Genomic DNA, 22,551 nt, shown 5'->3' with positions numbered 1-22,551 from the left:
GGGCAGGGTGAAGGCACACATGAGGGACCTCCGAAGAGAGGCGGAGTGGAGTGGGTGCGGTGGAACCGGCGGATACGTCGCCGTGAGCCAGGCCGAAACGGGACTGGGAGTGCCGCGTACGGCTGCTCTGCGGTGCGCGGGCAGCAGGCGCCTACTGCCCTGGGAACAGGCGTTACTGACGATCCATCCGATCGATGTGAGATAGACCATAGCGCAAAGCGTCTTCAATTGAAGGCGCGATGCGGAAGGATCCCCCTCACGTGGGAACGTGGGGCCCAATCCCCCTCAAACCTCGATGGACCGACTCATCGCGCACGCGGCAGACTGCTCCCACGCCACACTGAGAGGACGACATGCCGCTTCGCCGCGACCCAACCCTTCGCCAGCGCCGCCTCGGTGCCGAGATGCGGAAGATGCGAGAGCAAGCCGGTCTCGGCGGCAGCCAGCTCGCCCGCGCGCTCGGGCTGAACCCCACGCAGGTCACGCAGATGGAAACAGGGAAGATCGGCGTCAGCGCCGAACGCCTTCGGACCGTCGCAGCCGCATGCGATTGCAAAAACGCTCCCCTGGTCGACGCGCTCGCCGACATGGCTACCGAACGAGGGAAGGGCTGGTGGGAGGAATACCGAGGCAAGCTGGCAACCGACTTCCTCGAAGTGGCAGAGGTCGAGGGCCACGCCAGCGGGCTCTACACCTGCACGACCACCTACATTCCTGGACTTCTCCAGACGAGCGCCTATGCCTCAGCCGTGTTCTCGCGCGCCACGCCACTGCCCACCCAGCAGGACATCGGCTTGCGAACCGAGTTCCGGATGAAGCGGCACCAGATCCTCCATACCCAAAGGGTTCCCTACCAGGCATTCATCCACGAGGCAGCACTACGGATGCAGTTCGGCGGCCCAAGAATCCTCGCAGAACAGCTAGGCACCCTGATCGAGGCGTCCGAGGCTCCGAGCATCACGATCAGAGTCATGTCGTTCGACACCGACACCTTTCCGGGGTCCAGCGAGAACCTCACGTACGCCGAAGGCGTGACTCCAGAGCTGGATACGGTCCAGATGGATGTCGCCCACGCTGTCCAGTTCTTCGACTCCCCGGCGCACCTGTCTAGCTATCGCTCGGTCTTCGCCCGCTTGGACTCTGCCGCCCTGCCCGAGGACGAGTCACGAGAATTCATCCGATCAATCATGAAGGAAATCGAGGGTCGGTATGTCTGATACCTGGCAGAAATCCAGTTACAGCGGTGCACACGATGAGTGCGTCGAAGTGCGTGCCCTGGACGGACTGGTCGAACTCCGCGAGTCCGACACGGGCGCCATCATCGTCCGCACCACCCCCCTCAAGTTCGCCAAGTTCCTCCAGGGCGTCAAGGCCGGCGAGTTCGACCACCTCACCGACCTCACGACCTGACCCGATCGGCGGCCCTCGCTCAACCGAGCGAGGGCCGCCGCCCTTCGAAATCGGTCGGTTCGACGTTCTCCACGGAATCACTGTTGATCGCTGCGCATCGACCATACGGGACCTCTCACCAGGTCCGACAGGGGGATCTCAGCTGCCCCGGAGAATATTTGAGAATCAACGCCCCGTGCGGGGCGATTCGCAGACATCCTGGATCAGCCTGATCAACGCCGAGGGGAGCATGTTGTGAGTCGACGACTGCGGTACATCGGGAGCAACTCAGGGAACAACGGATGCCCGACACTCTACGAAGACGTGGAGACCGGGGACGTGTTGGTGCAGGGCAATACGGTGACCGACCCCGACGAAGTGGCGCAACTCCGCAACGTCAAGCCAGGCGAGGGATTCGTGATCGTGCCGCGCGTGCTGCTCGCCGACTTCTCTCCGCGCGACGTGGACCGCGATCCCGTGCTGATCAGCTTCGAAGAGTTCGACATCATGTTCGAGAGTCTTCAGCACACCGCCTTCCGGCTGGAGACCCGCCGCCGGTACCGCTCGGACGAGCAGACCGAGACCTACCGGCGCTTCGCCGCCGGACAGGTGCCCGGCTGGGACCCGGATGACCCCTGGTGCCGTTCGCGCCGCGAACAGGTGTCCCTGGGCAAGCGTTTCGAGCGAGTGAGGATCATGGACAGCCCTCCCACGCCCGGGCAGCGGTACCTCCTCGACAACGCCGAACGGAACGGTGCTGCCGGCGAGGACATCCGCTACCTCTGGCGCGCCGACGCCGACCGCCTGAGCCTTCCGAACGAGGACACGTGGCTGTTTGACTCCCGTGTGATCGCCCTGCTGCGTTTCGACGCCGATGACGACCTCATCGGCGTCGAACTGATCACCGACCCGGTGCAGGTGGCCCGCGCCTGTCAGGTACGAGACGCCGCCTGGCACTTCGCATCTCCGCACCGCGCGTTCAGCGCTGGGGTACCGTCCGGCGGGTGAGTACCGACTTTCAACAGGCGCGAATCGCCCTCGGTCTGCGGCTCCGTGAGCTGCGGACCGAGGGCGGTCTCACCGGTCGGCAGTTGGCCGACCGCCTGGGCTGGCCGCAGTCCAAGGTCAGCAAGCTGGAAACCGGTCGACAGACGGCCACCCACGACGACCTCAATGCCTGGGCCGAAGGCATCCGCCGACCTCAGGTGGCGTCGGAGCTGGCCGCCCGACTACGGGTCTTCGAGTCGTACTCCCGCTCCTGGCGACGGCAACTCGCCGCAGGACACCGGTCGGTACAGGACACGCTGACCGTCGAGTACGAGCGCTCGACGGTTCTGCGCGCCTGGGAAAGCTCCATGATCGTCGGAATGCTCCAAACAGCCGACTACGCCCGACACGTGTTCAGTGCGTACGTCGACCTCCATCAGTCACCGCGTGATGTCGAAGAAGCGGTACGGGCCCGGGTTCAGCGGCAGGAGAGCCTGTACCGGCCGGGCAAGCACTTCCACATCGTCATGTGGGAGGCCGCGCTACGCTCCATTGTCGCTCCATCAGCCGTGATGGCCGCACAACTCGACCGACTTAGCGGTGCGATAGGGCTGGATACAGTGTCGCTGGGTGTCATACCGTTCGAGGCTCCGGTCAAGCTCCCTCCTGCCAATGGGTTCTGGATCTACGACGAACGGCTCGTCATCGTTGAGGACTGGCACGCGGAACTGTGGCTGGACCAGCCGAACAACGTGGCTCTCTACTCGCGTGTATGGGAGACCCTGGCTGGCACAGCCGTGTACGAATCGAGCGCCCACCGGGTCATCACCCGGTGCCGCAGGGCCCTTGGAGCCGTCTGAGGAATCTGCGCGAACCTCGGGCACCGCGTCTGGAATATCTGCGAATCACCCACCCACCAGCGGCTTTCGTGCACCTAGCGTGCTTGTCATTGGCGTCGATCATTGACGCCCCTTGTTCGCCCCCGTCCCGGTGCGACCGGGACGGGGGCGAACAAGACGCAGGCCGGGTCGGGGGGCTCCCCCCGGCCCGAGGTGACGACGGAGGGGCAGCAGGTGGCCATTCCCACGTTCGACGGCAAGCACGGCGGCGGGACCGGTGACGGCAAGGGCGGCGGTCAGCAGGACGACTCCAACAGCGGCAACAAGCACGGCGGCGGCGGGTCGTCCGAGGGTGGGAACTCCTCGGACGGCAAGGGCCCGGCGGACGGTAAGTAGCCGGTGACCGGGAAGCACGAAGCGGAGGCCGGTCGGGCCCGGCTGGCCTCCGCGCTCATCGCGAACGGGTCGCTCACCACGGACTGGCTGGCGTCGTACGACGCCGTTCCCCGTCACCTCTTCGTCCCGGACACGATCTGGCCCGGTCGGGCCGACGGCGTCCGCCAGGGCCGGGCCGTCCACCGGGACACCGACCCGGCGGCCTGGTGGGAGGCCGTCCACTCGGACGTGCCGCTCACCACCCAGTGGGACGACGGTGAGCACACCGGGGACGACGTGGGCACCATGCCCACGTCGTCCAACTCCATGCCCACCATGGTCTTTTCGATGCTCGCCACCCTGGACGTCGAGGACGGCCACCGGATCCTGGAGATCGGCACCGGCACCGGGTGGAACGCCGCCCTGCTGGCCCACCGGGTCGGTTCCGGGAACGTCGTCAGCGTCGAAGTGGACCGGGTCAGCGCGGCCGCCGCCGAACGCCGTCTCGCCCGCGCCGGGTACACCCCGCGCCTCGTCGTCGGTGACGGCGCCGAGGGCCATCCGGAGGCGGCGCCGTACGACCGGGTAATCGCCACCTGCTCGGTCGGCCGGGTGCCGCACCCGTGGGTGGCACAGGCCCGGCCCGGCGCGGTGATCGTCGCGCCGTGGGGGCCGGAGTACGGCGGTGAGGCGCTCGTACGCCTCACCGCCGCCGACGACGGCACGGCGAGCGGCCGGTTCGTCGGCTCGTCGGCCTTCATGCGGCTGCGCCGGCAGCGGAGCGCCCGGCCGGACAGCCTGGCCTACCTCTCCGGCCCCTGGCCCGCGGACGGCACCGCGTCCACCACCAGCCTGTCTCCCGAGACGGTCGGCGGATGGCTGGAGATGTTCGCCGTCGGCGTCCGACTGCCCGGGGTGTTCCCGCTGACCGAGCGCTACGACGACGGCACGTACACGCTGTGGCTGCACGACACCGCCGTCACCTCGTGGGCGACCGCCGACTGGGAGCCCGGCCGCGCCGCGTACGAGGTCGTGCAGTCCGGGCCCCGGCGACTTTGGGACGAGGTGGCAGCGGCCTGGCAGTGGTGGCGCGACAAGGGCCGACCGGGCTTCGACCGCTTCGGGCTCACGGTGACCCCGTCCGGCCACACCGTGTGGCTGGACGGGCCGGACAACCCGGTGCCGCTCAGACCGGGACCACCGGTGCCGCTCAGTCCGTGACCGCCGACCGGCAGCCGTGCGGGGGGTGTCGGCCCCGCGCTCAGCCCGCTATGAGCGCGTCCCACTGGTCGCGGGTCGGGCCGTCGTGTTCCGGCTCGAAGTCGGGGTTGGCGGCCAGCCAGGCGGTGACGTGGCGGTCCACCTCCTCGGTGGCGTAGGCCTCGTCCGGTCGCGAGACCAGGTGCCGCACCTTGGCGCGGGCCCGCATGACGACCGGGTCCTCGAAGGCGCAGGTGGCCACGGCCGCCGCCCGCCGCTCCGGGGGCGGCGCGCTCTCGGCGAGCCGCTGCTCGTTGGCGCGGTCGGACGCCACCTGCGCGTCGAACCACGGGCGGAGGGCCTCCACCGTCCACGCGTGGTAGCCGGCGGGGTCCGCGACGACCTCGTCGACGTGTCCGGCGAGGTACTGGGCGGCACGCAGGCCCAGGGACACCCCGTGGCCCGAGGTGGGGTTGGTGTGGATGAGGCTGTCCCCCGCGTTGACCAGACCCGTGACGACCGGTCCCTCCGCGTCGGCGAGCGCCGTCCAGCGGTTGTCCAGGCCGGCCATCGCCAGCACGGCCGACTGCGGCTCGGCGTCCAGGTCGAGCCAGGCGGCGCAGGCGGGGAAGCGGCGCGCCACGGCCTCGAACACCTCGGGGTCGGTGAGCGCGCCCCGGGTCGGATCCGCCGTGGAGAGCAGCAGGTTCACCGCGAAGGTGTCGTTGTCGGAGGGGAAGACCCCGGCCAGCGCGAACGACGCGGCCGAGCCGGTCTTCACCCCCCGCCCCGGGTCGCGCGGGCCGTCCGCCCGCAGGCGGTACCAGCGGCACAGGTAGGCGATCCCGGTGCGGTGGCTCTCGACCACCGGCGGCCGGCAGCCCGCCTCCACCAGCCAGGCGGGCACCGGCGAGCGCCGGCCGGCCGCATCGACGACGAGGTCCGCCCCGAAGGTCTCCGCGCCGACCCGCACGCCGGTGACCCGGACGGGCCGCCCCTCCCCGACGGCGAGGCCGCTCACCCGGCGCCCCCGCCGCACCTCCACGGTGGCCTCCCGCCGCACGGCCGCGGTCAGGGCGGCCTCCAGCACGATCCGGCGGGTGCGCAGGGTCACCAGGTCCTCGTCACCGTCCCGGTGCGGCGGGTGCTCGTCGAACCAGTCGAAATCGTGGAACTCCCGGGCCCCGCGCGCCAACAGGTCCTGGTAGACGTCGGGCGCCTCGGCCCGCAGCACGGTGCGCACCGGTGCGAGCAGCGAGTGCGGCTGGACGGCCTGCGGGACCCGCGGCCTGCCCCACTCGAAGAAGTCCTGCTCCAGGTCCGCGCCGGCCTCCCGCGCGTCCTGTTCGTACAAGGTGACCGTGTGACCCCGCCGACCCAGCATCAGCGCCGTCCCCAGCCCGCTGATGCCTCCACCGATCACTGCAACCCGCGCCACTGAGCTCCCCCTCGCGTCGTGTTGCGAAGCGAGCCTACTTCTCGACGATCTTCGATCGAGCACCGGCGTCGGATTCGGCACCGGCTTCGGCACCGGCTTCGGCGGTCACGGCGCGGACGCGGGGCTCCCCGGTCACCGGATCAGTCGCTCTGGTCGTGGTCGTCGGAGCCGTTGAGGGCGGTGATCAGCGTGCTGAGGCGGGTGTTCCAGTTCTGGGCCGTCTGACCGTCGATCGCGTGCTTCTTGGCGAGGTCCCGGACGGTCCGCTGGGCGTTCTTCAGCTCCTGCGCGGCGTCCTCCTCCTTGCCCTGGTTGAGGCGGGCGGCGGCGCCGTCGAGGGTGTGCAGCAGGTCGAGCTGGCGGTCGCGCTCCTTGGTCATCTGGGTCTGCGCCACCGCCCCGCGAAGGGCGTTGAGCTGGACGGCCGGGGCCTGGCCGCGCGGCGGGGTGGTGGCGGCGGCGGGCGTGGCCGACGGGGTCGGGAGCGCCGTCGGGGTGGTGGGCGCGGCCGTGGTCGGCGTGGGCGTCGCGGCGGCCGAGACCGACCGGGTCGGCTTGGGCGGCGGCGCGGCGGTGGGCGTGGCCGGGTCGTCGAAGGCGGTGATCGCGAGCATCGCCGCGCCCGCGACCCCCACCAGGCCCAACGCGCCGAACAGCAGCGGCTTGCGGCGGCTCTCCCGGACGGGCCCCTCGCCGTCCGGCACGGGGGCCATCGCCGGCACCGGCGCCATCACCGAGGTCGCGGCGGGCGCGGGCCGGAACGGGACCGGCGGCAGCAACTGGGTGGCCTGACCGGCCGCACCGGTGGCGAGCAGCTCACTGGTCGGGTCCGAGAAGGCCAGCCCCGGAATCGTCGCCAGCAGCTCGGCGCGCGCGGCCGCGCCGGTGCCGGGCCGGTCGGCCGGGTCCTTGGCGAGCAGGCGCAGCACCGCCGCGTCCAGCGCCGGCGGCACCCCGGCCCGCCGCGCGGACGGCGGCAGCGGCTGCTCGGTGACGTGCTTGAACGCGATCGCCACCGGCGTCTCGGCGGTGAACGGCGGTGCGCCGGTAAGCATCTCGGTCAGCACGCAGCCGACCGCGTACAGGTCGGTGCGCCCGTCCAGCTCGGCGGCGGTGGCCTGCTCGGGCGACAGGTAGGCGGCCGTGCCGAGCACCATCGCCGCCTGGGTGAGGTTGCTGGACGACCCGGCCCGGGCGATGCCGAAGTCGACGACCTTCACCCCGCCGTCGTTGGTGATCATGATGTTGCCGGGCTTGATGTCCCGGTGCACCAGGCCCGCGCCGTGCGCGACCTCCAGCGCCTCGCACACCGCCGCCGCGATGCCGACCGCGCGTTCCACCGGGAGCCCGGGCTGCTGGGCGAGCAGGGTGGCCAGCGAGAGGCCGTGCACCAGCTCCATGACGATGTACGGCGAGCCCTGGTCCACGCCGGAGTCGAAGACCATGACGATCCGCGGGTGCACCAGCATCGCCGCGTGCTGCGCCTCGCGGCTGAACCGCTCGGCGAAGCGCGGGTCGTCGGCGAGGCCTCCGTTGAGGACCTTGACGGCCACCTGACGGCCCAGCACGTGGTCCACGCCCCGCCAGACGGTGGCCATCCCGCCGACGCCGAGTATCTCGACGAGTTCGTACCGTCCGTTAAGCGCCCGTCCGATCACCTGGAACCGCTCCCCTCACGTGCCCTGCCCGGGGCCCCGGACCGCCTCGTGCACGTGTGCACGATAGCCCCCGGCGTCAACGTGCCCGGGCGGAGCGTGCATCGGGCTCCCGTAGCCCGGGGCGTCGTACCCGGGGGCGTCATACCCGGAGGCGTCGTACCCGGGGGCCGGGTATCCGGAGGCCGGGTACCCGGAGGCCGGGTACCCGGAAGGCTGGTGGCCCGGGGCGTCGCCGTGCGCCGCCGCCGAGCACCGTGCTGGCGAGCAGCACCAGGTAGCCGGCGGCCGGCACGGCGAGCAGCAGACCGAGTCGGCGGACCCGCCGCTGGCGGCGGCCGGAGGAGTCCACGAACACCAGGGCGGCGGTGGTCTCGGCGGCCTGCCGGGAAGGGGTGGCGGCCGGGGAACCGGGCAGCGGTTCCCCGGCCGCCGGCTCGTGGTCGTACAAGGTGACGGTCACGGTCGGGTCCAGGTCTGGTCTCGCGGAGTGCAGGTGCGCTGGGTGCGCCCTGCGGCCCGCCCGACTGCGGGGCGGGCGGGCCGTAGGGTGCGGCCCTGGCCGGGCCGGCGGCGCGTCCGGGGTGCGCCGTCCGGTCCGGCCGGGGCCGGCCGGGTGGACGGTTGGCACGGGGGAGCCGACCGGCCACCCGGGGTCTGCGGGTGGTGAGGTTGGAGCGGTCCTGCGGTGGAGCGGTGGAGCGGTCCGGATGAGCGACGGGCCCGGGGGGTTTCGCCCGCCGCTCATCCGGAGTTCTGGGGTTACCTCCCCGGAGGGGAGTCGGCGGACTGCCCGGAGCGGTCGGGCTTCGGCAGGACGCCGGGGAGCGTCGGCACCGCGGTCGGCAGCGGGCCGGTCCCGCTCCCGCCGCCACCGCCACCGCCACCGCCACCGGAGCCGTTCTTCCCGTCGGCGGTCTTGCCGTCGTCCTTCTTTCCGCCGTCGCGGCCGCCGCCGTCGGTGCTGCCGGGGCGGGACGGGGACGGGACGGCCTGACGGTCGTCGTCGTCCTTGTGCCGCAGGACCTCCCCGCAGTACTCGTCCACCTTGTCCGGACCGCCGGCCGCCGCGACCAGCGCGGCGAACTGCGGATCCGTGACCAGCGGGCGTGGGTGCCCACCCTTGCCCTTCCGGTCCGTGTAGCCCTGGCAGAGCGCCACCAGCGCGGCCCTGGCCTGCTGGCCCCTGGTCTCCGTGGAGGCCGAGGGCGAGACGCCCGGCGACGGCGGCTTCGCCGCACCGGTGGACGGACCGGCGGTGGACGCCCCGGCGGACGGCCCGGCGGTGGACGGTCCGGTGGTGGACGGCCCGGTGGAGGGCCGGCGCGTGGACGAACCGCCGCCCGCGGCGGACGAGGCGACCGGGGCGGAGGAGGCCGTGGCGGGCGCCAGCAGCGAAGGCCTCGGCTCCTCGGAACCGCCGCCGAGCGCTGACGGAAGGTTGCCCGTCCCGGCCGCGACCGCCACACCGCCGAGCGCAGTGGCTCCGAGCACGACGGCAACAGCCTTCGTGCTGAAGGCCCTGGCCAGCGCGGCGGTTGCCATCGATCGTCTCCGGACGGGTGCGGATGGAGCGGGAACAGCGGGGACGGGCGCGAGACGGGCCTCCCGGAACGCGGCCAGGGCGGCCTCCTCACCGGCCAGCTCATCCGCCACCGCTGGGGCGGCGGCGGCGGCCAACACGTGGGCAACCCCCGTACGCCCGGTACTGGCATCCGGTCCGGTGAGCGAGGCGTCCTGCCCGGCCGACGGGCCGCCCACGGCACCGCCGAGCAACTGCTCGGCCGTGTCACGGTCGATCCGACGGGATCGGTTGGTGCTCATCTCATGTCCTTCAGCGTCGCGGCCCTGCGTTCTGTCACACCCTGCGGAGGAACTCTTTTCCTGCCGTCCTCCGCGCCCTGTCCGACGCCTCCTCCGGCACCCCCCGCCCCGGCCGGTCCGGCAGGCCCTGCCGTTGCCCGGGCCGGCTGCCCGGACGGCCCGGTCGCCGGCCGGTGCGCCGGAATTCCCACACCCGCCGCGAGGGGCTGCTCCAGCAGCTTGGCCAGCCGCTTCAGCCCCCGGTGCGCGGCCATCCGGACGCTGCCGGACTTCTTGCCGAGCACCCGGGCGGCGCTCTCCGCGTCCAGCTCCATCACCACCCGCAGCAGCACCGCCTCGGCCTGGTCGCGCGGCAGCCGGGAGATCAGGGCCAGCGCGTCCGCCGTGCCGACGGCGGCCAGCGCCGCCCCCGCCGTGTCGTCCCCGGCGGCCAGCTCGGCCAGGTACTCGAAGGGCAGGTCGGCCACCGGGCGGCGACGGCGGGCGCGCAGGTGGTCCAGCGCGCGGTTGCGGGCGATGGTGGCGGCCCAGCCGCGGAACCCGTCCCCGTCGCCGGAGAAGGTCCGCAGGTCGCGGGCGATCTGCAGCCAGGCCTCGGAGGCGATGTCCTCGGCGTCCTGCGCGTCCTCGGGCCGGCCGCCGACGAGCACCCGGAGGTAGCGGAGCAGGCCCGGCTGGACGCTCCGGAACAGCAGCCGGAACGCCTCCTCGTCCCCGTCCTGCGCCGCCCGCACGGCCTCGGACAGGTCGACGGCGGTGCCCGGCCCGGCGGGCGGGACCGCGGGCGGCCCCACGGACGCGGTGGACGGCGGGCCGGGCGGCGGGCCGGGCGGGGGGCCGCCGGACACCGGTGCCGGTCCGGACCGGCCGACGGGGTTGTCGGTGCCCGCTCCGGGGCGCTCTGCACTCTGCACCCGCCACATCATGCGCCATTCGCGCCGCCCGGCCGACCCGCCCGGCCCTCCACGACGTGCTCCCGCGCTCCCGCTCCCCCCGCTCGCGGGCCACCGTCTACGCCGCCCCTGCCCTCCGGCACGCCCCGGCGGAGACCGGCGTCGAGACCTGGCGGGCCCGGATCGGCGAGGTGCTGCCGGTCGGCGAGGACGTCTGGTGGGAGGTGCGGCCGGGACCGTGCCGGCGGGTCGCGCTGGACGACTCGATCGCCGCCGTCGACCACTACGGCCTGTCCGAGCTGCGGCGCCGGGCCGAGCGGGACCGCTCCGGCACCGGCGAGACCTGTCTCCGGACACCGCCCGGGCTGAAGCAGGTCAACGCCGTCCTGCCGGCCGTCTCGGTCGCGCGGATCCAGCGCGCCGAGCTGGTCGACAAGGAGCTCGTCCTGACCGGCGCGTGGACCGGGGCGGACACGGTCGCGTGGACCGGGGCGGACACGGTGGGCACGGACCGTCCTCCAGGGCGTCGCCCGCGGGTTCCTCTCCGTCGGGGAGAAGCTCTTCCGCGCGGTGCGCTGCCTGGACACCCTCGGCCGACCGCTCTGGCGCATCGACCCGCCCACCGGCTGAACGCGCAGGTCAACGGCGCTGTCATGGTGCGCGTCGTGACAACTGTCATGCGGATCCCGCAACGGACGACACTGCTCTGACGCAGGGTCGGCTCGGGAGACTGGAGGCACGACGCGGGCACCGGCCCGCAGGCCGAGCACCAGCCAGGGGAGAGCCCACCATGAGCCAGACCGCCACCACCGCCGCCACCACCACCGTCACCCCCGCCACCACCGGGACCACCGCCGCCAAGGCCCCGAACCCGCTGGCCGCCACGCTCCGCCCGCTCGCGCTGGACGTGGTGACCCCGCTGGCCGGCTACTACCTGCTGCACTCCGCGTTCGGGATGAGCCAGTTCGCCGCCCTCGCCTGGAGCGGCGCCGTCCCGGCCGTCCGGACGGTCGTCGGCCTGGTCCGCGAGCGGAAGGTCAACCTGTGGGCCTCGATGATGCTCGGCGTGAACGTGATCGGTCTGGCGCTCACCACCGTGACCGGCGACGCGCGGCTGATGCTCGCCAAGGACGGCGCGCTCAGCGGCTCCCTCGCACTGGCGATCCTGGTCTCGGTCTTCCTCGGCCGGCCGATGATGTCGCCGATGCTGATGCCCTTCCTGACCAAGGGCGACCGGGCCCGCTCCGCCGCCTGGCAGCGGCTGGCCGACGGCCGGGCGGCCCGCTCGCGCTCCTTCCGCCGCTACGAGCGGCTCTTCTCCGGCATCTGGGGCACCGCCCTGCTGACCGAGTGCGTGGCCCGGGTGGTCGGCGCCTTCACCCTGCCGGTCTCGACCATGGCCTGGCTGTCCACCGCCTTCCTGATCGGCGCGATCGCGGCCGGCTCGGTGCTCGGCCACCGTGCCGCCGACCCGATGGAGAAGCTGGTCCGCACCGAGGCCGCCGAGCCGACCGGCCTCTGAACCACCAACCACCGCGCACCACAAGCACGTTGACCCACCTGATCCACCGCACCCGCACCACCCGTCCGACCCGCTCCACCCCACCCGCCCCCGACGGCCTGCCGCACAGCAGAGGAACCATCGGGACGGCTCCGGAGTCCATATAACAAGGGGGTAACGGACCCCCGGCGAGGAACGGGGATCCTGATGAGCCGGACGCACGCGCTGACCACCACCGAGGACCGCACGCTCGACTGGGACGGTTGCCTCAACGTCCGCGACCTCGGCGGCCTGCGCACCGGCGACGGCACCCGCACCGCCCACCGCGCGATCGTCCGGGCCGACAACCTCGACCGCCTCACCGCCGAGGGCTGGGACACCCTGCTCGACCACGGCATACGCACCGTCGTCGACCTGCGCAACATCGAGGAGTACCGCCCGCTCCTCCCGCTCCCCGAGGACGTCCAGCTGGTCCGCGTCCCACTGGACGAACTCGCCGGCCCCGCCTGGTGGGAGCGGTACGGACGACTGGACGGCACCCCGCTCGCCCTCCGCCCCTACCTCGACCACTGCCCGCGCGCCGCCGCCGAACTGGTCGCCACCGTGGCGGGCGCCCGGCCCGGCGGGCTGGTCGTGCACTGCGGCGCCGGCCGTGACCGCACCGGCCTCGCCGCCCTGCTGCTGCTCGCCCTCGCGGGCGTCGAGCCGTCCGAGATCGTCGCCGACTACCTGCTCAGCGCGGCCAACGTCCGCCCGCTGTACGGCATGCTCGGCCTGCCGGACCAGTACCGCCGGATCGACACGGTGCTCGCCGAGGCCGGCACCACCGCCGAGGCCGCCCTCCACGCCACCCTGGACGGCTTCGACCCGGCCGGCTACCTGCTGGCCGCCGGCGTCGACCCGGCGGACCTCGCCGCCGTCCGCTCCCGCCTGCTGGACTCCCGCCCCGACCGCACGATCTGACGCTCCGCCCGCTACGTCCGCTCCGCTACCAGAGCCGGTCGATCTCACCCGGGTGGAGGGCGATCCGGCTGCCCGCGAAGTCCGCCCGGTGCCGGCGGGCGCGCTCCGTGAAGAAGCCCGCCATGGTCACCTTGTCGAAGCCCTCCCGGTCGCTGGGGAACGGCAGTTCGGGCGTCCCGCCGACCAGCACCGCGCCCGGCAGCAACTCCCAGCCGGCCCCTTCGTAGAAGTGCCGGAGCACCCGGTCGCAGGTGAAGAGCCCGAGGTCCGCGCCGCCCTCCTCGACGAGGGCGCGGGCGGCCGCGACCAGCCGGCGCCCGTACCCGCGGCCGCGCTCCACCCGGTCGGTGACCACGGCGCTCAGCCCGCACGCCGCGTACGTCCGCCCGGCGTGCTCCAGCCGCTTGGAGAGCACGTCGAGCGCGGCGACCACCCGGCCGCCGTCCAGCAGCAGCATCGACACCGGGCGCAGCGCCGGGTCGTGCACCGGAGCGGTGGACGGCGCCGGCGGCCCTGGCCAGGCCTGCTCCTGCAACCCGGCCACCTGGAGCTTGAGTTCGTCCGGCACGGCGGTCTCCGGAAGCGTGACTATGCGCATGCCCCTCCCAGGGTCGTCGCCGCCGCCCGCTCTGGCAGACTCCGGGCGTGATCCTCCGAACCGCGACCCGCCAGGACCTGCCCGCCGTCATCGCGCTGCTCACCGACGAGGACGGGGTGACCGACCCCGCCACCGTGCAGGTCGACGAAGCCTACGCCCGCGCGTTCGCCGCGGTGGACATGGACGCCCGCAACGAGTTGCTGGTGCTCGACGAGGGCGACGGGACGGTGCTCGGCTGCCTCCAGCTCACCTACATCCCCGGTCTCGGCCGACGCGGCGAGGAGCGCGCCCTGATCGAGGCCGTCCGGGTGCGCGCGGACCGCCGGGGCGGCGGCCTCGGGCGGGACCTGCTGACCCGGGCCGTCGAGCGGGCGCGCGGGCGGGGCTGCACGCTGGTCCAGCTCACCAGCCACAAGCGCCGCACCGAGGCGCACCGCTTCTACGCCTCGCTCGGCTTCGCGCGCAGCCACGACGGGTTCAAACTGTCCCTCTGAACGCACGGGGTGGGCGGGGTCGCACGGGGGCGGGCGGGCCGCGGGTACGGGGTGCGCGGAGCGGTGCGCGCGGGCCGGGTGCGGTAAATCGTTCGCGGTCGTTCGCCCCGGGCGGAGATACTCGCGCCATGGTGCGCTTCTCCGACTTCGACACCCGCAACTACCCGACCGTGGACGTCCGTACGGGCTACGCCCAGTGGGTGGAGACGTACGAGAGAACGGTCGAGGACGCCATGGACCTCGCGGTGCTGGAGCGGCTCGCGACCCCCGACTGGGCGGAGGTGACCCGCGCGGCCGACCTCGGCTGCGGCACCGGGCGCACCGGCGCCTGGCTGCGCGGGAAGGCCGCCGACGGCCTGGTCCTGGACGGCGTGGACCTCACCCCCGAGATGCTGGCGGTCGCCAAGGGCAAGGCCGTCCACGACACCCTGACCGAGGCCGACGTCGCCGCCACCGGACTGCCCGGCGGCGGCTACGACCTGGTGATCTCCTCGCTGATCGACGAGCACCTGGCCGACCTCGGCCCGCTCTACCGGGAGGCCTTCCGGCTGGCCCGCCCGGGCGGGCGCTGCGTCCTGGTCGGTCTGCACCCGTACTTCATCATGGCGGCCGGCATGCCGACCCACTTCACGAGCGCCGCCGGTGCCGACGTCGCCATCACCACCCACGTCCACCTGGTCTCCGACCACCTGAGCGCCGGACTGGCGGCCGGCTGGCGGCTGGCCGAGATGGCCGAGGCGGTGGTCGACGACGCGTGGATCGCACTGAAGCCCAAGTGGGAGAAGTACCGCAGCCACCCGGTCTCGGCCGCGTACGTCTGGGAGAAGTCCGGCTGAGCGGGGCCGGTCGGGGCCAACTCGCCCAATCGTCAACCGATGGTTGACGACCTTCGGGTCGACAACCTACGGTTGACGCATGGAGAATCCCGTTGTTCCCAAGACCACACCGATGCGCCTCGACGACCTGATCGACGCGATCAAGAAGGTCCACTCCGACGCGCTGGACCAGCTCTCCGACGCGGTCATCGCCGCCGACGCCCTCGGTGAGCTGGCCGACCACCTCATCGGCCACTTCGTCGACCAGGCCCGCCGCTCCGGCGCGTCCTGGACCGACATCGGCCGCAGCATGGGCGTCAGCAAGCAGGCCGCCCAGAAGCGGTTCGTCCCCAAGGACCCGGGCGCGCCCTCGGACCTCGACCCGAGCCAGGGCTTCAGCCGCTTCACCCCCCGGGCCCGGCACGTCGTGATGGCCTCCCAGGAGGAGGCCCGGACGGCGGGCAACGCCGAGATCGGCACCGTGCACCTGCTGCTCGGCCTGCTGGTCGAGCCGGAGGGCCTGGCGGTCAAGGCGCTGGCCGCCCAGGGCGTCACCCCGGCAGCCGTCCGGGAGGCCTCCACCGCCGCCCTGCCGGCCGCCGTCGAGGAGGTGCCCGGGCTCATCCCCTACGACACCGAGGGCAAGAAGGTGCTGGAGCTGACCTTCCGGGAGGCGCTCAAGCTGGGCCACAACTACGTCGGCACGGAACACATCCTGCTGGCGCTGCTGGAGCAGGCCGACGGCACCGGACCGCTGGCCGACCTCGGCGTGGCCAAGGCCGAGGTCGAGAACTTCACCTCGGAGGCCGTCACGGCCCTCATCGCGGCGACCACCGGCTCGCCGGAGTGACCCGCCCGTCGGGGGCTCCGGCCCGCCGGGGCCCCCGACCGCTCAGAAGCCGGAGATGGGCGTGGAGATGATCCGCACCCGCCCGTCGGCAGCCGCCTCCATCGCCGCCCGAAGGCGCAACGAACGGGCCGGACCGAGGAGTTCGAGCGCCTCCTGATCGGTCGCCCAGCGGTGGTCGTCCAGTTCGCCGGCCGGGACGGTCACGGGGGTGCCGTCCGGGACGGTGCCGAAGTCGAACAGGAAGTGCTCGGCCGGGTGGTCGAGTTCGTCCGAGGGGTGGGTCCAGGAGATGACGAGCAGCTCGCCGGCCGGGCGGACCAGCCCGGTCTCCTCGGTCAGCTCCCGCTCGGCGCACGCGACCGGACCCTCGCCGCGGTCGATCGTGCCGCCCGGGAACTGCCAGTGCTCCCGGTACCCGGCCTTCACGATCAGGATCCGGCCGGACTCGTCCCGCAGCACGCAGCCGGCGGCCGCGTAGATCCGCGGCAGCGACGCCAGCCACTCATCGCGGGACTTCAAGGGCTCAGCCGACACAGCGGGCCTCCTACGGCGCGGGGATCACTGCGCCCCACTCTGCCACCACTGCCGCTCCCCGCGCCCGGCCGGTCAGGCCTGGCCCAGGAGGTACTCGACCAGGCGGTCGAAGCTGGAGTTGAGGCCCGCCCGCGCCTCGGGACCGCAGTAGAAGTCCGGTGCGTCGGTCTGGTGCAGGACGGCCTCGGTCCGGCCGTCGCCGAGGTCCGTGAGGGTGAGGCTGGAGCGCAGCCCGACCCCCTCCTCCTGGAAGGCCAGCAGCTCTCCGGGCCGGATGTCGGTGATCTCGCCCCGCAGCGGATAGCGCTCCCCGGTCGCGTCGATGACCATGGTGCTGTCGTAACGCCCGCCGACCTTCGGCTCGATGGTCACGGTGTCCAGCGGGACGTGGGTGCCGACCGGGCCCCAGAAGCGGACGAACCGCTCCGGCTCGGTGTACGCCCGGAAGACGACCGCCGGGGTGGCGGGCAGCTCGCGGGTGATGGTCAGCTCGCCCAGGTTCTCGCTCATGGTGTGTCCTCCGTGGTCGTGGTCGTGATGCGATGCGATGCGGTGCGGTGCTTCCGCGGTACGTCGCTTTCACAGGGGTAGACCGGGGCCGGCCGCGGAACTCATCGCTCCACCGGAGACTTTTCCGAACTTCTCCGAGAGGCTCCGCCGCCGCCTGCTCCAGGAACCTCGCCGCAGGCCGATGAGCCGGGACCGCCCGCACGGTCTGCCCTGCATGGACACTCACCCGAACAGCCCTCACCACACCCACCGCGAACCCCTCACCCGCCCAACGCTGACCTGCGACGTCGGCGCCCTCACCACCCCCGACCTGGCGGTGGTCGACGCCCTCGCCCGGCTCCGGCTCGCCGCCGGGCGCCACGGTGTGCGGGTGGTACTGCTGAACGCGAGCGGCCCCCTGCGGGAGCTGCTCGCGTTCAGCGGCCTGGCCGGCGCCCTGCCGGTCGCCGGGGCGCTACCCGTCCAGCCGGGGCGGGAGACCGAAGAGCGGGAAGAGCGTGTCGGTGTCCAGGAAGTTGGTGAGACCGGTGATCCGGCCCGCTGACACCTCCAGCACGATCAGCGCCCACGGCTCGTGCCCGCCCGCCGGGCTCGGCCGGTACTGGCCGAACGCCGGACTGCCGTTGGCCTCCACCGGAACGAGCCGCGAACCCCGGCACCCGTGGCCGGGGCCCAGCATCCACTCGCGGATGTCGGCGTGCCCGGTCAGCCACAGCTCGTACGGCGGCATGTTGAGCGTGACGTCCTCGTGCAGCAGCGCGGCCAGCCCGTCCATGTCGTACGCCTCGAAGGCGCTGACGTAGCGGGCCAGCAGCGCGCGGTGGTCGTCGTCCAGCGCGGGCGCCGGACGGGCGGCCGAGGCGTCCGCCGCGAGCACCGCCCGGGCCCGCTGGAGCGCGCTGTTGACCGAGGCGACGGTGACCCCGAGCAGCTCGGCGACCTCGGCCGCCTTCCAGCCCAGCACCTCCCGCAGGATCAGCACCGCCCGCTGCCGGGGCGCGAGCCGCTGCAGCACCGACACGAACGCCAGCCGCACGGAGTCGCGCTGGGCGGCCACCTCGGCCGGGTCCCCCGTCTCGGGCAGGATCCGGCCGTCCGGCGCCGGCCCGATCCACGTCACCTCGGGCAGTTGCGCCTCGGTGGCGGTGGCCACGGTGGACGGCCCGGTGAGGTCCATCGGACGGGCCCGGCCGTTGCGGCCGTTCAGCGCGTCCAGGCAGACGTTGGTGGCGATCCGGTACAGCCAGGAGCGCAGCGCGGACCGGCCCTCGAAGCCCCGGTGACCGCGCCAGGCGCGGACCATCGTCTCCTGCACCGCGTCCTCGGCCTCGAAGACCGAGCCGAGCATGCGGTAGCAGTAGCCGGTCAGCTCCGTCCGGTACCGCTCCAGCTGGAGCTCGACCGGCTCGACCGGCTCGTCCGTCATCAGGTCGGCCATCGCGCGCCCCCGTGTCCTCGCCTCGCCAGAGATCACGGTGAACGTACCGCAGGGCACTGACAACCCGGGCCGCCCCCTTCCGGTCACCCCGCCGTCGGGTACTCCTGGGCCGAGTCGAAGGAGGTCGTCACGATCTGCCAGACCTTCGGGAACTCCGCACCGGACAGACTGGTCGGGTTGATCGAGTAGACCACCTTGCGGCCGAGGTCCTTGGTGGCGAACACCCCGCTGGTGTACCCGGGCCGGGAGCCGGTCTTGCCCCAGACCTGGACGCCGTTGGGCAGGGTGGCGCTCATCAGGCCCTTGCTGAAGCAGGCGTGACCGGCGGTCGGACCGATCTCGCAGTTCTTGTTCCGGTGGTTGGGCACGTCCGGCACGTCGAACAGCTCGGCCTGCTGGGCGGGCGGCAGCAGCCGGCCGCGCAGCAGCGCCGTCATGAAGCGGTCCAGGTCGGCGGCCGAGGAGACCATCCCGCCCTCCGCCCACGGCCAGGGGCTCTGCCCGGTCACGTCCACCCGCTGCCGGGCGCCGTCCGGGCCGGTGACGTCCACCCACGCGGGAGCGTGCGGGGTGGGCAGCGCGAGGTCGTCGCGGTCCGGGACGACGGTGTCGCGCAGGCCCAGCGGCCGGGCGATCCTGGTCTGCACCTCGCGGGCGAAGGTCCGGCCGGTGACCTTCTCGACCAGCATCCCGGCGATGAAGGTGTTGATGCCGTTGTACTGCTGCGCGGTGCCCGGCGCGAAGCCCATCGGCTGCGCGACGGCGTCCGCGACGACCTGGGCGGGCGTCCAGGAGTCGGCCCTGTGCGCGGCGAACCAGCTTTCCGTGCCGTCCCCCGAGGTCAGACCGCCGCCGCCCGGCAGCCCGCTGGTGTGGTCGAGCAACTGGCCCACGGTGACCGGCGGGTAGGAGACCGGCAGCAGCCCCGGCAGGTAGTGCTGGACGGTGCCGTCCAGGTCGATCCGCCGCTCGGCGGCGAGCTGGAGCACCACGGTGGCGGTGAAGACCTTGGAGATGCTGCCGATCCGGAAGCGGGCGTCCGCCGACACCCCGGCCCCCGCCGTGCCGGACCACTGGCCGCCCCGGCCGCCGACCCGGACCAGCGCGCCGGTGACGCCCCCGGTCGGCAGGTCGGCGAGCGTCCGCGCCAGTGCCGCGCCGTCCGGCGGCCCGGCCAGACGGACGGCGGCGGCCGAACTCGCGCTGTCCGTCGGACGGTCGGCCGCCAGGGCGGGCGTCGCGATGCCCGCGACGGCGGCCACCAGCAGCGCGCCGAAGACGGCGAGGGTGTTCCAACGGCGGTCGCGTACGGGGGTCTTCATCGGCTTGCGCTCCAAGTGCGGCTCGTCCGGCGGGTGACGCTCTCCCAGCGGGTGGCGGTCCACCCGGGAACGAGTCTTCGGGAGCGCGGCGCCCCGGCCATCCGGGACGGGCCCCCAGCTGCCCCGGAGGCGACCCCGAGACGGTTCGGGGACGCTCCCGGGCACACGTCAGGGGGCGGGCGCCGCTTTCGGCGCCCGCCCCCTGACGAAAGGCGTCCCGCTCAGTGCGCGGAGTGCTTCTCCGCGCCGCGGTGGCGGTGGCCCTTGAGTTCGGCGTGCGTCGCGGGGGCGGAGTGCATGGCCGTCGTCCCGACGTCCCGGCCGCCGTGCCGGAAGGCCCCGTCGGAGCCGGACCCGGCGACGGACGGGGCACGGGTGCCGAGCCTCGGGGGGAGCGGCTTCGGGGTCATCGCCATGCCCCGGCGCTCCAGCAGCTCCTGGGTGCCCCGGCGGAGCTTGTCGGTGCCGCTCGGCGTTCGCTTGGTCATCATCGACCTCCCTTCGGCGGTCACCGGCCCACGAGGGGCGTCGACCGGGAGGGCCGCACGGGCGTTATGTCCGGGATCGGGCAGGATTACACATCCGGACGGCCGGCGACGTCCGCGCGAGCCGGTGCCGGCGGGGCGGCGCCGGTACGGGCGGGGCGGGGGCGGTGGGGCTCAGCCCATGACCTCGTGGACGAAGCACCAGCGCCAGTCCTCCCCCGGCTCGTACGAGCGGATGACCGGGTGGGAGCTGTTGTGGAAGTGCGCGGTGGCGTGCTTCCCCGGTGAGAAGTCGCAGCAGCCGATGTGCCCGCAGTCCAGGCAGAGCCGCAGGTGCACCCAGTCCCGGTTGCCCGCGGCCAGGCAGTCGGCACAGCCGTCGGGCGGTGGCAGGGGCGCGATGTCCTGGGGTGCCGTGGCGAGGTCTTCGCAGGAGCTCATGCACGCAGAGTAGTGATGGCAGCCCCGGGCGGGCGCCCAAGACACGCCCGAGCCTGGCCGCACCCGGCCGTCTCCCGCCCGGCCGTCTGCTGCCCGGCCGTGCGGCGGCCACGCCGTGTGACGCGGGCCCGCCTCACACGGCGGGCTCACTCCGCGGGGACCTGCGCCCCCGGGGCCGTCCAGCTCGCCAGCATCGCGAGCTTCTGCGCGGTCGGCGAGCCCGGCGGGGCGGTGTAGGCGACCAGCAGCTGGTCGGGCGAGCCGTTGACGCTCAAGGTCTCGTAGCCGAAGTCGAGTTCGCCGACCAGCGGATGGTGGATCAGCTTGACGCCGTGGGTCTTCTGCTTCACCAGGTGGTCCGCCCAGAGCCGGCGGAACTCCTCGCTGCGCACGGAGAGTTCGCCCACCAGTGCGGCCAGCTTGGCGTCCTCGGGGTGCCGGCCGGCGTCCAGCCGCAGATAGGCGACCGTCTCGGCCGCCACCGCGTCCCACTGCGGGTAGAACTCCCGCGCCGCCGGATCGAGGAAGGCGTACCGGGCGGCGTTGCGCCGGTCCGGCGGGGTGGCCGAGTAGCCCTGCACCGCGTCACCGAGGGCGTTCCAGGCGAGCACGTCCATCCGGCGGCCGAGGACGAAGGCCGGCACCCCGGCCATCAGGTCCAGCAGCAGCCGGGTGCCTTCGCGGACCGCCCGCCCGCCGCCGGCCGTCGTGGCCGGGCGGGCCGGGCGGGCCAGAGCGCGCAGGTGCGCGGCCTCCACGTCGTCCAGCCGCAACACCCGGGCCACCGCGGCCAGCACCGCGTCGGAGGCGCTGCCGCCCCGGCCCTGCTCCAGCCGCACGTAGTAGTCGACGCTGACCCCGGCGAGCTGCGCGACCTCCTCGCGGCGCAGGCCCTGCACCCGGCGGCGGCCGTGCGAGGGCAGGCCCACCTCCTCGGGCTGGATCCGGGCCCGGCGCGAGCGGAGGAAGTCCCCGACGGTGTTCTCCATGCCCGCAGCGTAGCCGCGGCCGCGCGCCGCGAGGGTGGTACGGCCTTACCCAGGAAAGGCGGTACCAGGAACCGTGGTCCCGGGAAAGGCTGTCCCCGGGCTGCGCTTTCCCAGGACATCGGTGGCCCTGGATGGGCCGCCCGGACCCGCGCAGAGTGGTCCCGTCAGCCCGACCGCAAGGACCACGAAGGCAGGACCTCATGAGCTACGCCGCCCTGGCCACCCGTACCGCCGTCGTCACCGGAGCCGCCAGCGGCATCGGTGAGGCCACCGCCCGCCTGCTCGCCGCGGGCGGCGCCCGGGTCGCCCTGCTGGCCCGCCGCACGGAGCGGCTGGACGCGCTCGCCGCCGAGATCGCCTCGGCCGGCGGCCAGGCGCTCGCCGTCACCACCGACCTCACCGACCAGGCCTCGGTGGACGCCGCCGTCAAGGCCGTCCACGACGCCTACGGCGCGGTCGACCTGGTCGTCAACAACGCGGGCGTGATGCTGCCCAACCCCGTCGCCGACGGCCGGCTCGACGAGTGGACCCGCATGATCGACACCAACCTCACCGGTGTGCTGCGGATCCTGCGCGCCTTCACCGCGGACCTCACCGCGGCCGCCGGCGAGGGCCGCACCGCCGACCTCGTCAACGTCTCCTCCATCGCCTCGCACGTCGTCTTCCCCGACTACGCCGTGTACGGGGCCACCAAGGCCGCCGTCACCCAGCTCTCCGCCGCGCTCCGCACCGAGCTGGGCCCGCGCGACGTCCGGGTCAGCACCGTCGAGCCCGGGCTGACCGACACCGAGCTGGCCGGGCACATCGACAACCCCGCGCTGCGCGAGCAGCTGGGCGGGATGTTCGCCGCGATCCCGGCGATGACCTCCGAGGACATCGCCGACCTGATCGCCTACACCGTCACCCGCCCCCGGCACGTCAACCTCCGCCACCTGGTCGCCCTGCCGACCCGGCAGGCCTGAGCCGTCGGCGGCCCCGCCCGGGTTCCCCCACCGGGCGGCGGGCCGTCGT

The 22,551-nt window shown here is 73.3% G+C and carries 27 protein-coding genes; 14 read left to right on the top strand and 13 right to left on the bottom strand.

Annotation, left to right across the window (positions count from 1 at the left end; genetic code table 11):
- Positions 1-353 precede the first annotated feature (353 nt).
- From ABZ497_RS09700 to ABZ497_RS09675, 6 genes are all read left to right on the top strand, one after another.
- On the top strand, positions 354-1,217 hold the full coding sequence (locus ABZ497_RS09700) for a helix-turn-helix transcriptional regulator (protein WP_359804173.1): 864 nt from the start codon (positions 354-356) through the stop codon (positions 1,215-1,217).
- Entirely contained in the window at positions 1,210-1,410 is a 201-nt protein-coding gene (locus ABZ497_RS09695; protein ID WP_359804172.1) for a DUF397 domain-containing protein, read from the top strand. Before ABZ497_RS09700 ends, ABZ497_RS09695 begins: the two co-directional genes overlap by 8 nt.
- Positions 1,411-1,713: 303 nt before the next feature.
- A complete protein-coding gene (locus ABZ497_RS09690) occupies positions 1,714-2,397 on the top strand; it encodes a DUF6879 family protein (RefSeq protein ID WP_359804171.1) in 684 nt (227 codons plus the stop codon).
- Positions 2,394-3,236 carry a helix-turn-helix transcriptional regulator gene (locus ABZ497_RS09685; protein ID WP_359804170.1) on the top strand — a complete coding sequence of 281 codons (843 nt, stop codon included), beginning with the start codon at positions 2,394-2,396 and terminating at the stop codon, positions 3,234-3,236. Before ABZ497_RS09690 ends, ABZ497_RS09685 begins: the two co-directional genes overlap by 4 nt.
- A gap of 213 nt (positions 3,237-3,449) precedes the next feature.
- On the top strand, positions 3,450-3,611 hold the full coding sequence (locus tag ABZ497_RS09680; RefSeq protein WP_329488453.1) for a hypothetical protein: 162 nt from the start codon (positions 3,450-3,452) through the stop codon (positions 3,609-3,611).
- A gap of 3 nt (positions 3,612-3,614) precedes the next feature.
- A complete protein-coding gene (locus tag ABZ497_RS09675) occupies positions 3,615-4,811 on the top strand; it encodes a methyltransferase domain-containing protein (protein ID WP_359804169.1) in 1,197 nt (398 codons plus the stop codon).
- A gap of 40 nt (positions 4,812-4,851) precedes the next feature.
- Here ABZ497_RS09675 and ABZ497_RS09670 read toward each other — a convergent pair whose 3' ends face one another.
- From ABZ497_RS09670 to ABZ497_RS09650, 5 genes are all read right to left on the bottom strand, one after another.
- The gene (locus tag ABZ497_RS09670; protein WP_359804168.1) at positions 4,852-6,228 is read right to left on the bottom strand and encodes an FAD-dependent oxidoreductase; all 1,377 of its coding nucleotides are present in this window, start codon (positions 6,226-6,228) and stop codon (positions 4,852-4,854) included.
- Between the two features lie 140 nt (positions 6,229-6,368).
- Entirely contained in the window at positions 6,369-7,886 is a 1,518-nt protein-coding gene (locus ABZ497_RS09665; RefSeq protein ID WP_359804167.1) for a protein kinase, read from the bottom strand.
- Positions 7,887-8,025: 139 nt separating this feature from the next.
- Positions 8,026-8,346 carry a hypothetical protein gene (locus tag ABZ497_RS09660; RefSeq protein ID WP_359804166.1) on the bottom strand — a complete coding sequence of 107 codons (321 nt, stop codon included), beginning with the start codon at positions 8,344-8,346 and terminating at the stop codon, positions 8,026-8,028.
- Positions 8,347-8,645: 299 nt separating this feature from the next.
- Positions 8,646-9,707: a hypothetical protein gene (locus tag ABZ497_RS09655; RefSeq protein WP_359804165.1), complete on the bottom strand. Its 1,062-nt coding sequence runs from the start codon at positions 9,705-9,707 to the stop codon at positions 8,646-8,648.
- Positions 9,704-10,501 carry an RNA polymerase sigma factor gene (locus ABZ497_RS09650; protein WP_359804184.1) on the bottom strand — a complete coding sequence of 266 codons (798 nt, stop codon included), beginning with the start codon at positions 10,499-10,501 and terminating at the stop codon, positions 9,704-9,706. Before ABZ497_RS09650 ends, ABZ497_RS09655 begins: the two co-directional genes overlap by 4 nt.
- Positions 10,502-10,677: 176 nt before the next feature.
- On the opposite strand from ABZ497_RS09650, the gene ABZ497_RS09645 reads away from it, so the two are divergent.
- From ABZ497_RS09645 to ABZ497_RS09635, 3 genes are all read left to right on the top strand, one after another.
- Complete coding sequence (locus ABZ497_RS09645) at positions 10,678-11,310, top strand: hypothetical protein (protein WP_359804164.1); 633 nt, start codon at positions 10,678-10,680, stop codon at positions 11,308-11,310.
- An 80-nt stretch (positions 11,311-11,390) separates the two neighbouring features.
- Positions 11,391-12,122 carry a VC0807 family protein gene (locus ABZ497_RS09640; RefSeq protein ID WP_359804163.1) on the top strand — a complete coding sequence of 244 codons (732 nt, stop codon included), beginning with the start codon at positions 11,391-11,393 and terminating at the stop codon, positions 12,120-12,122.
- Positions 12,123-12,308: 186 nt separating this feature from the next.
- A complete protein-coding gene (locus ABZ497_RS09635) occupies positions 12,309-13,064 on the top strand; it encodes a tyrosine-protein phosphatase (RefSeq protein ID WP_359804162.1) in 756 nt (251 codons plus the stop codon).
- 25 nt (positions 13,065-13,089) lie between these two features.
- Here ABZ497_RS09635 and ABZ497_RS09630 read toward each other — a convergent pair whose 3' ends face one another.
- Complete coding sequence (locus ABZ497_RS09630) at positions 13,090-13,662, bottom strand: GNAT family N-acetyltransferase (protein ID WP_359804161.1); 573 nt, start codon at positions 13,660-13,662, stop codon at positions 13,090-13,092.
- A 47-nt stretch (positions 13,663-13,709) separates the two neighbouring features.
- On the opposite strand from ABZ497_RS09630, the gene ABZ497_RS09625 reads away from it, so the two are divergent.
- The 3 genes from ABZ497_RS09625 (at position 13,710) to ABZ497_RS09615 (ending at position 15,821) form a co-directional block, all read left to right on the top strand.
- The gene (locus ABZ497_RS09625) at positions 13,710-14,156 is read left to right on the top strand and encodes a GNAT family N-acetyltransferase (RefSeq protein WP_329488462.1); all 447 of its coding nucleotides are present in this window, start codon (positions 13,710-13,712) and stop codon (positions 14,154-14,156) included.
- Between the two features lie 128 nt (positions 14,157-14,284).
- Positions 14,285-14,992, top strand: a complete 708-nt coding sequence (locus ABZ497_RS09620; RefSeq protein ID WP_329488463.1) for a class I SAM-dependent methyltransferase — start codon at positions 14,285-14,287, stop codon at positions 14,990-14,992.
- Between the two features lie 79 nt (positions 14,993-15,071).
- Positions 15,072-15,821 carry a Clp protease N-terminal domain-containing protein gene (locus tag ABZ497_RS09615; protein WP_359804160.1) on the top strand — a complete coding sequence of 250 codons (750 nt, stop codon included), beginning with the start codon at positions 15,072-15,074 and terminating at the stop codon, positions 15,819-15,821.
- Between the two features lie 42 nt (positions 15,822-15,863).
- On the opposite strand, the gene ABZ497_RS09610 is transcribed toward ABZ497_RS09615, so the two are convergent.
- Together ABZ497_RS09610 and ABZ497_RS09605 are read right to left on the bottom strand one after the other, a co-directional pair.
- Entirely contained in the window at positions 15,864-16,340 is a 477-nt protein-coding gene (locus tag ABZ497_RS09610; protein WP_359804159.1) for an NUDIX hydrolase, read from the bottom strand.
- A gap of 87 nt (positions 16,341-16,427) precedes the next feature.
- Positions 16,428-16,865: an SRPBCC domain-containing protein gene (locus ABZ497_RS09605; RefSeq protein ID WP_329488467.1), complete on the bottom strand. Its 438-nt coding sequence runs from the start codon at positions 16,863-16,865 to the stop codon at positions 16,428-16,430.
- A 37-nt stretch (positions 16,866-16,902) separates the two neighbouring features.
- On the opposite strand from ABZ497_RS09605, the gene ABZ497_RS09600 reads away from it, so the two are divergent.
- A complete protein-coding gene (locus ABZ497_RS09600) occupies positions 16,903-17,409 on the top strand; it encodes an STAS domain-containing protein (RefSeq protein ID WP_359804158.1) in 507 nt (168 codons plus the stop codon).
- On the opposite strand, the gene ABZ497_RS09595 is transcribed toward ABZ497_RS09600, so the two are convergent.
- The 5 genes from ABZ497_RS09595 to ABZ497_RS09575 all read right to left on the bottom strand — a co-directional run bounded on the left by ABZ497_RS09595 (position 17,320) and on the right by ABZ497_RS09575 (position 21,540).
- Positions 17,320-18,303 carry a sigma-70 family RNA polymerase sigma factor gene (locus tag ABZ497_RS09595; protein ID WP_359804157.1) on the bottom strand — a complete coding sequence of 328 codons (984 nt, stop codon included), beginning with the start codon at positions 18,301-18,303 and terminating at the stop codon, positions 17,320-17,322. The two genes, ABZ497_RS09600 and ABZ497_RS09595, sit on opposite strands and share 90 nt — an antisense overlap.
- Positions 18,304-18,386: 83 nt before the next feature.
- Positions 18,387-19,625: a serine hydrolase domain-containing protein gene (locus ABZ497_RS09590; RefSeq protein WP_359804156.1), complete on the bottom strand. Its 1,239-nt coding sequence runs from the start codon at positions 19,623-19,625 to the stop codon at positions 18,387-18,389.
- Between the two features lie 221 nt (positions 19,626-19,846).
- Positions 19,847-20,113: a hypothetical protein gene (locus ABZ497_RS09585; protein ID WP_359804155.1), complete on the bottom strand. Its 267-nt coding sequence runs from the start codon at positions 20,111-20,113 to the stop codon at positions 19,847-19,849.
- Between the two features lie 171 nt (positions 20,114-20,284).
- The gene (locus ABZ497_RS09580; protein WP_329488471.1) at positions 20,285-20,551 is read right to left on the bottom strand and encodes a UBP-type zinc finger domain-containing protein; all 267 of its coding nucleotides are present in this window, start codon (positions 20,549-20,551) and stop codon (positions 20,285-20,287) included.
- Between the two features lie 146 nt (positions 20,552-20,697).
- The gene (locus ABZ497_RS09575) at positions 20,698-21,540 is read right to left on the bottom strand and encodes a helix-turn-helix transcriptional regulator (RefSeq protein WP_359804154.1); all 843 of its coding nucleotides are present in this window, start codon (positions 21,538-21,540) and stop codon (positions 20,698-20,700) included.
- 200 nt (positions 21,541-21,740) lie between these two features.
- On the opposite strand from ABZ497_RS09575, the gene ABZ497_RS09570 reads away from it, so the two are divergent.
- A complete protein-coding gene (locus ABZ497_RS09570) occupies positions 21,741-22,502 on the top strand; it encodes an SDR family oxidoreductase (RefSeq protein WP_329488474.1) in 762 nt (253 codons plus the stop codon).
- Positions 22,503-22,551: the final 49 nt, after the last annotated feature.

The organism is Kitasatospora sp. NPDC005751 (assembly GCF_040630835.1).
GTDB lineage: Bacteria > Actinomycetota > Actinomycetes > Streptomycetales > Streptomycetaceae > Kitasatospora.
Note: the sequence above shows the minus strand (reverse complement) of the source record. Positions and strands in the feature narration are given on the sequence as shown.

Coding starts and splice junctions, on each gene's coding strand:
- ABZ497_RS09695 (WP_359804172.1), top strand. CDS start 1,210: ATGTCTGATACCTGGCAGAAATCCAGTTACAGCGGTGCACACGATGAG.
- ABZ497_RS09580 (WP_329488471.1), bottom strand. CDS start 20,551: ATGAGCTCCTGCGAAGACCTCGCCACGGCACCCCAGGACATCGCGCCC.
- ABZ497_RS09595 (WP_359804157.1), bottom strand. CDS start 18,303: ATGGCCGACCTGATGACGGACGAGCCGGTCGAGCCGGTCGAGCTCCAG.
- ABZ497_RS09570 (WP_329488474.1), top strand. CDS start 21,741: ATGAGCTACGCCGCCCTGGCCACCCGTACCGCCGTCGTCACCGGAGCC.
- ABZ497_RS09575 (WP_359804154.1), bottom strand. CDS start 21,540: ATGGAGAACACCGTCGGGGACTTCCTCCGCTCGCGCCGGGCCCGGATC.
- ABZ497_RS09590 (WP_359804156.1), bottom strand. CDS start 19,625: ATGAAGACCCCCGTACGCGACCGCCGTTGGAACACCCTCGCCGTCTTC.
- ABZ497_RS09585 (WP_359804155.1), bottom strand. CDS start 20,113: ATGACCAAGCGAACGCCGAGCGGCACCGACAAGCTCCGCCGGGGCACC.
- ABZ497_RS09615 (WP_359804160.1), top strand. CDS start 15,072: ATGGAGAATCCCGTTGTTCCCAAGACCACACCGATGCGCCTCGACGAC.
- ABZ497_RS09640 (WP_359804163.1), top strand. CDS start 11,391: ATGAGCCAGACCGCCACCACCGCCGCCACCACCACCGTCACCCCCGCC.
- ABZ497_RS09600 (WP_359804158.1), top strand. CDS start 16,903: ATGCGGTGCGGTGCTTCCGCGGTACGTCGCTTTCACAGGGGTAGACCG.
- ABZ497_RS09700 (WP_359804173.1), top strand. CDS start 354: ATGCCGCTTCGCCGCGACCCAACCCTTCGCCAGCGCCGCCTCGGTGCC.
- ABZ497_RS09630 (WP_359804161.1), bottom strand. CDS start 13,662: ATGCGCATAGTCACGCTTCCGGAGACCGCCGTGCCGGACGAACTCAAG.
- ABZ497_RS09635 (WP_359804162.1), top strand. CDS start 12,309: ATGAGCCGGACGCACGCGCTGACCACCACCGAGGACCGCACGCTCGAC.
- ABZ497_RS09655 (WP_359804165.1), bottom strand. CDS start 9,707: ATGAGCACCAACCGATCCCGTCGGATCGACCGTGACACGGCCGAGCAG.
- ABZ497_RS09620 (WP_329488463.1), top strand. CDS start 14,285: ATGGTGCGCTTCTCCGACTTCGACACCCGCAACTACCCGACCGTGGAC.
- ABZ497_RS09605 (WP_329488467.1), bottom strand. CDS start 16,865: ATGAGCGAGAACCTGGGCGAGCTGACCATCACCCGCGAGCTGCCCGCC.